The organism is Clostridia bacterium (genome assembly GCA_019683875.1).
Taxonomy (GTDB): Bacteria; Bacillota; Sulfobacillia; order RBS10-35; family Bu92; genus Bu92.
Genome location: JADGHN010000099.1, coordinates 1 through 6379 on the forward strand (window position 1 = coordinate 1; position 6379 = coordinate 6379).

At 73.2% G+C, this 6379-nt stretch carries 6 protein-coding genes; 5 read left to right on the forward strand and 1 reads right to left on the reverse strand.

Annotation, left to right across the window (positions count from 1 at the left end; genetic code table 11):
* Nucleotides 1-585, forward strand: a 585-nt coding sequence (locus IRZ18_07835; protein ID MBX5477013.1) for a stage II sporulation protein P, incomplete at its 5' end; no start/stop codon positions are given.
* Here the strand turns inward: IRZ18_07835 and IRZ18_07840 are convergent.
* Nucleotides 489-1328 carry a hypothetical protein gene (locus IRZ18_07840; protein ID MBX5477014.1) on the reverse strand — a complete coding sequence of 280 codons (840 nt, stop codon included), beginning with the start codon at nucleotides 1326-1328 and terminating at the stop codon, nucleotides 489-491. The genes IRZ18_07835 and IRZ18_07840 overlap by 97 nt on opposite strands.
* Nucleotides 1329-1502: 174 nt before the next feature.
* Between IRZ18_07840 and ltaE the strand changes: the two genes are divergently transcribed.
* From ltaE to IRZ18_07860, 4 genes are all read left to right on the forward strand, one after another.
* Nucleotides 1503-2543 carry a low-specificity L-threonine aldolase gene (gene ltaE / locus IRZ18_07845; protein ID MBX5477015.1) on the forward strand — a complete coding sequence of 347 codons (1041 nt, stop codon included), beginning with the start codon at nucleotides 1503-1505 and terminating at the stop codon, nucleotides 2541-2543.
* A gap of 8 nt (nucleotides 2544-2551) precedes the next feature.
* Nucleotides 2552-4207 (forward strand): Flp pilus assembly complex ATPase component TadA, encoded by a 1656-nt coding sequence (gene tadA, locus IRZ18_07850; GenBank protein MBX5477016.1) that lies wholly within the window; start codon nucleotides 2552-2554, stop codon nucleotides 4205-4207.
* A gap of 49 nt (nucleotides 4208-4256) precedes the next feature.
* Nucleotides 4257-5318, forward strand: coding sequence for a PilT/PilU family type 4a pilus ATPase (locus IRZ18_07855; GenBank protein ID MBX5477017.1), 1062 nt, complete (start codon nucleotides 4257-4259; stop codon nucleotides 5316-5318).
* A gap of 3 nt (nucleotides 5319-5321) precedes the next feature.
* Nucleotides 5322-6379, forward strand: a 1058-nt coding sequence (locus tag IRZ18_07860; protein MBX5477018.1) for a type II secretion system F family protein, incomplete at its 3' end; no start/stop codon positions are given.

The window sequence follows — 6379 nt, forward strand, 5'->3', positions numbered from 1 at the left end:
GCCGGTGCGGCGCTCCTCGCCCTTGACGCGTACGATCCGTACGGCGCCGCGCGCCCGCGGCTGCAGCGGTTGTTGCGGCAGTTCCCCTCGGTGGAGCTCGTCATCGACGTGCACCGCGACGCCCTCGACCACAAGGACGCGACGGCAACGTATCGCGGGAGGCCGGCCGCGCGCCTGCTCTGGGTCGTCGGGTCGCTGCCGGCGCGCGGCGCGGACTGGTGGCCGAACTTGCGCGCCGCCGCCCTGCTGACGGAACGGCTGCAGCGGACGGCGCCGGAACTCGTGCGCGGCATCTGGGTCAAACCGGGGCCGTACAACCAGGACCTGGGGCGCGTGTCTGCGCTGATCGAAATCGGCGGGGACGGCAGCCGCCCGGACGAGGTCGCCCGCGCCATCGACCCTCTCGCGGACGCCGTGGCCTGGTACCTCGAGTTGCCCACCGAGACGCGCGCGGGCCGGCAGTCGGGCGCTCGTGCCGGCTCCGCGCCTCAACGCCACAGGACCAGCGCCGAACCTGCGGCCACCGCGAGCGCGGGGATGACCCGCCCTCTCAGCCGCTCGCCGTACACTGCCTTCCCAAGATAGGCGGACACGAGCAGGGAGAGGCTCGTGACCGGTTCCATCACCGTGACGGGGAAATCGTCGAGCAGCGCGACCAGGATCGCGTAGGACCCGACGTTCGTCGCAGCGCTCGCGACGGCCGGCAGAGGCCGCCGCACGAGCAGGTCGCGCGTGGCGGCCCAACCGCGGCGCGCCGTCAGCCAGGCGGCCAGGGCGAGGGACACGGTGGAGAACATCGTCCACGTGTATCCGAGGGGCGCGGCGCCGGCGCCGCCGCGCTGATCGACGATCCGCTCCACGGAGAGAAGCGCGGCGTACGCCACCATGTATGCGCCGGAGCGATGGCGGACGACGCCGAGCAGCCCCCGCCAGCCGTCGCCCTCCAACGCCGCCACGCCGCCGAGGATGACGATCGTGCCGAGCGCCTGCGTGGCGCCCACCGGCGCGGCGCCGGCGGCCGCGGCCAGGGCGAGGGTGAACACGTCGGAGAGCCCCCCGAGCGGGGCCACGCGCGACACCTCCCCGAGGGCCAGTGAGCGGACGTAGAAGAGGAACGCGGCGGAGAAGAGCAGGCCGCTCGCGACCGCGGAGAGGCGCGCCTCGGACGAGAGCCCCTGGGCCAGCCCCCACGGCGTGAGCGCCGCCGAACCGAGGGCGAAGAACAGAAACGTGGCGGCGGCCGCGCTCGCCCCCGTGCCCAACGCCTTCAGCAACACGCGTTCCACGCCGATCAGCGCGATGCGGGAGAGCAGCAACAGCCACGGCACGGCGGCGCGTCACCCCGGATGAGGGTATGACGGCGCCCGTCGCCCGAGGACAACGGCGGGCACCGCGGCGCGGTGCGGCCGCGCTTCCGCGCGTCCCGAGGAATCCGCCGCCCCGTCGCGAATCCGACAAGGTCAGGCAAACGCACCGGTTCGGCATCGGAAGGAGCATGAGGCATGCCCCGCATCGACCTGCGCAGCGACACCGTCACCACCCCCACGGAGGAGATGCGCCGCGCCATGGCGGCGGCGGAGGTGGGCGACGACGTCTACGGAGAGGACCCGACCGTCAACCGCCTCGAGGAGGTCGCGGCCGAGCGCATGGGGAAGGAAGCCGCGCTCTTCGTGCCGAGCGGCACGATGGCGAACCTCGTCGCCGTGCTCAGCCACACGCGCCGCGGGGACGAGGTCATCCTCGAAGCGGACAGCCACGTGTACTACTACGAAGTCGGCGGGCTCTCCGCGGTCGCCGGCGCCGTCCCGCGCCTCATCCAGGGACGCCGCGGCAAGTTCGGCCCGGAAGACGTGCGCGCCGCCGTGCGCGCGCCGAACATCCACTTCCCGCGGCCGTCGCTGCTCTGCGTCGAGAACACGCACAACCGCGCGGGCGGCACCGTCTGGACGCCTGAAGAGGTGCGCGCCGTCGCCGAGGCCGCTCACAACCTGGGCCTGCGCGTGCACATGGACGGGGCGCGCGTCTTCAACGCGGCCGTGGCGCTGGGGCGCCCGGTGAAGGAGATCGTCGCGCCCGTGGACAGCGTCATGTTCTGCCTGTCCAAGGGGCTCGGCGCGCCGGTCGGCTCCGTGCTCTGCGGGTCGAGCGAGTTCATCGCCGCCGCCCGCAAGTACCGCAAGATGCTGGGCGGCGGCATGCGCCAGGCCGGCGTGATCGCCGCCGCGGGGCTCGTCGCGCTGGAGACGATGGTGGAGCGCCTTGCGGAGGACCACGCGAACGCCCGCCGCCTCGCGGAGGGGCTCGCCGGGATTCCCGGGTTCCGCGTGGACCTTGAGACCGTGCAGACGAACATGGTCATGGCCGACGTCTCGGCCACGGGCCTGGACGCTCCCGCCGTGGTCGAGCGCCTCGCAGCCGAAGGTGTCCTCACGAACGCGATGGACCGGCACGTGGTGCGCTTCGTCACGCACAAGGACGTCTCGGCGGCCGACATCGACGCGGCGCTCGCGATCATCGCCCGCGCCGTGGCCGCGCTGCGGTAGGGAGCCCCATGGCCAAGCGACCGCTCGGCGACCTGCTCGTGGAAGCGGGCCTCGTCAGCCCGCAGGACCTGCAGCGGGCGTTGCAGGAAAGCGAGCGCCTCGGGGAGCGCCTGGGGCGGACGATCACGCGCCTCGGGCTGGCGACGGAGACGGACGTGGCGCAGGCGCTCGCCGCCCAGCTCGGCCTGCCGTTCGTGGATGAACGGCACCTGTCCGTCGACGTGTCCGTGGCGCAGCGGTTCGGCGAGGCGGCGGCGCGGCAGCACGGCGCGCTGCCGGTGGCCCTCGAGGGCGGCGCGGTCACCGTCGCCATGAGCGACCCGTTGAACGTCGTCGCTCTGGACGACATCGCCTTCCTCTTCCGCGCCGAGCCGCGCCCGGTCGTCGTCACGCCGTCGACGATCGACCGCCTCATCGCGCGCGTCTTCATGCAGGGCGGCCGCGAAGGCCGCACGGACGCGCCGGCTCAGGCAGGGGCATCCCGGGAGGCGCCGGCGAACGCGAGCACGGCCGTGCGCTGGGTCGACCGCATCCTGCAAGAGGCCGTGGCCGACGGGGCGAGCGACGTCCACATCGAGACCCTCGGCGACCGTCTCCGCGTCCGGCTGCGCCTGGACGGCGTCCTGCACGAGAAGGGCACGCTGCCGGCCGACCTGCACCCGCAGGTCGTCTCGCGGTTGAAGATCCTCGCCGGGCTCGACATCTCGGAGCGGCGCCTTCCCCAGGACGGGCGCATCCGCATGCGCGTCCTGGGCCGGGAGGTGGACATGCGGGTGGCGACCATGCCCACGATCCACGGGGAGAAGGTCGAAATCCGCATCCTGGACAGGGAACGGGGGCTGGTCGCGCTCGACCGCCTCGGCTTCCAGGACGAGGCGCTCGCCGCGTACCGCCGCCTGATCGCGCGCCCGCACGGGCTCATCCTCGTCACCGGCCCCACGGGCAGCGGCAAGACGACGACCCTCATGGCCTCGCTCATGGAGCTCAACACGCCGGACAGGAACCTCGTCACCATCGAGGATCCGGTGGAGTACGAGCTGCCGGGCGTGAATCAGGTGCAGGTGAACGTCCGGGCGGGTCTCACGTTCGCGAGCGCGCTGCGGGCCTTCCTGCGCCAGGATCCGAACGTGATCATGGTCGGCGAGATCCGCGACGGCGAGACGGCCGAAATCGCCGTGCGGGCGGCCCTGACGGGCCACCTCGTGCTCTCCACGCTCCACACGAACGACGCGCCCAGCACCCCGACGCGGCTGCAGGACATGGGCGTGGAGCCGTACCTCGTGGCGGCGGCACTCACGGGCGTCGTCGCCCAGCGGCTGGTGCGCCGGCTGTGCGAACGCTGCCGCGAACCGTACGAGCTTCCGGCCTCGGCGCCCGAGCGCCGGGCCCTCGGCATCCCGGACGGGTCCTTCGTGGCGTACCGGCCCCGGCGCTGCTCGCACTGCGCCGGCACGGGCTACCGCGGCCGCGCGCCCCTGTTCGAAGTGCTTCCGTTTGACGAAGAATTGAGCAGCCTCGTGGGTCGCGCCGCGACGACCGCCGTCCTGCGCGAGGCCGCGCGCCGCAAGGGCATGATAACCCTTCGGGAGGACGGGGTGCGCAAGGCGGCCCTCGGGTGGACGAGCCTGGAAGAGGTGGCGCGCGCCACGTTCGCGGACGGCTGACCGTCCGGGCGCGCCGCATTGCGCGACTGCGGAGAGAGGCGGAACGCTCATGTTGGAGACACGAACGCTGCTTCAGGAGCTCATCGCCCAGGCCCGGGCGCTCGGGGCGTCCGACCTGCACATCACGGTGGAGTCGCCTCCGTGCGTGCGCGTCGACGGCGCGCTGCGCCGGCTGGAGATGGATCCTTTGCCTGCGCAGGCGATCGAAGAACTCGTCCGTGCCGTGATGAAGCCGGAACGCGAGCGCGACCTGGCCGCAAGGGGCAGCGTCGACTTCGCGTTCAGCGTGCCGGGCGAGGGGCGCTATCGCGTGCACGCCTACCGGCAGCGGGGATCCCTGGCCGTCGCCGTCCGGCTCATCGCCCACGAGCCGCCCGCGCTGGAGTCCCTGGAGCTGCCGGACATCGTGGCGGACCTCGCCATGCGGCCGCACGGGTTGGTGCTCGTCACCGGGCCCACCGGCAGCGGCAAGTCCACGACCCTGGCGGGCATGGTCGACCGCATCAACCGCATGCGGTCCTGCCACGTCGTGACGCTGGAGGATCCGATCGAGTACCTCCACCGGCATCGAATGAGCATCGTGAACCAGAGGGAGATCGGCGAGGACGCGCCGTCGTTCTACGAGGGGCTGCGCGCGGCGCTGCGCCAGGATCCGGACGTGATCATGATCGGGGAGATGCGGGACCTCGAAACGATCGCGACGGCGCTGACCGCGGCCGAGACGGGGCACCTCGTCCTCGCCAGCCTTCACACCAAAGGCGCCGCGTCCGCCGTGGAGCGCATCGTGGACGCTTTCCCCGCCCACCAGCAGAACCAGATTCGCCTGCAGCTGGCGGACACGCTTCAGGGCATCATCTCGCAGGCGCTCCTGCCCCGGCCGGAGGGGGGACGGGCCGTCGTCGCCGAGGTGCTGGTCGCCGTGCCCGGCGTGCGCAACCTCATCCGGGAGGGCAAGGCCCACCAGCTGGCCAGCCTCATGCAGACGGGCGCGCGCTACGGCATGCAGACGATGGGCGACGCCCTCGATCGCGCCGTGGCGCAGGGACGCGTGCGGCGGGCGGACGCGGAGGAGTTGAAGGAAGAGTGGTACGCGGTGGCGGGGAGACGGTGAGCCGTGCCTGAATTCGCCTTCCGCGCGCGGACGCGTCGGGGCGAGCCGGTCCGCGGCCGCCTGGAGGCGGCGAGCCTCGACGACGCGCGCGTGCAACTGGCGCAGCGGGACCTGATCGTCACCGACCTGCGCCGCGTGTGGCGGCCGCCCTGGAGAGGCGCCGGAACGGGCCGCCTGCTCGCGCCGCCCGTGCGGGCGCGGGACCTGGCCATCCTCTGCCGGCAGCTGGCGACGATGATCGCGGCGGGCGTGCCGATCCTGCAGGCGGTGGAGACGTCCGCCGCGCAGTCGGGGCACGCCGTCCTGCGCGCGGAGCTCCGCCGCGTGGCGGCGCGCCTGCACGGGGGCGCGGGGCTCAGCGCCGCCTTCGACGGCCGGCCGGACGTGTTCCCGAGGGTGCTCGTCGAGATGCTCCACGCCGGGGAGACGGCCGGCGCGCTCGACGAGGTGTTGCGCCGCCTCGCCATGCACTTCGAACGGGAGGCGGCGATGGCCGAGAAGATCCGCACGGCCACGACGTACCCGAAGATCGTGCTCCTCGTGGCGGTGGTCGTCGTCGCGGTGATGGTCACCGTCGTCCTGCCGCAGTTCGTGACGCTGTTCACCTCAAGCGGCGTGCAGCTTCCGGCGACGACCCGCTTCCTGCTCGCGCTCAGCCGCTGGGTACGCCAGGGGTACGCGATCTGGGGACCGGGGCTCGTCGCGCTGGGGCTGCTCGGACTGTGGGCCGGTCGCCAGCCGGCCGCGCGCATGGTCTGGGCGAGGCTGGCCCTGCGGGTGCCCGTGTTTGGCCCGCTCGCCCTCAAGCGGGCGATCGCGCGGTTCGCGCGGACGCTCGCCACCCTCTTGCGCGGCGGCGTGCCGGTGCTGCAGGCCCTCGACGTCGCCGTCGGCGTGACGGGCAACGCGGCCCTGGAGGCAGAGCTCCTGACCGTGCGGGAATTCGTCCGTGCGGGCGGCACGCTCGCAGAGGCCCTGGGGCGGGTGCGTTCGGTGCCGGCGCTGGTGCCGGCGATGGTCGCGGTCGGCGAGGACTCCGGGCGCGTGGACGAATCGTTCGA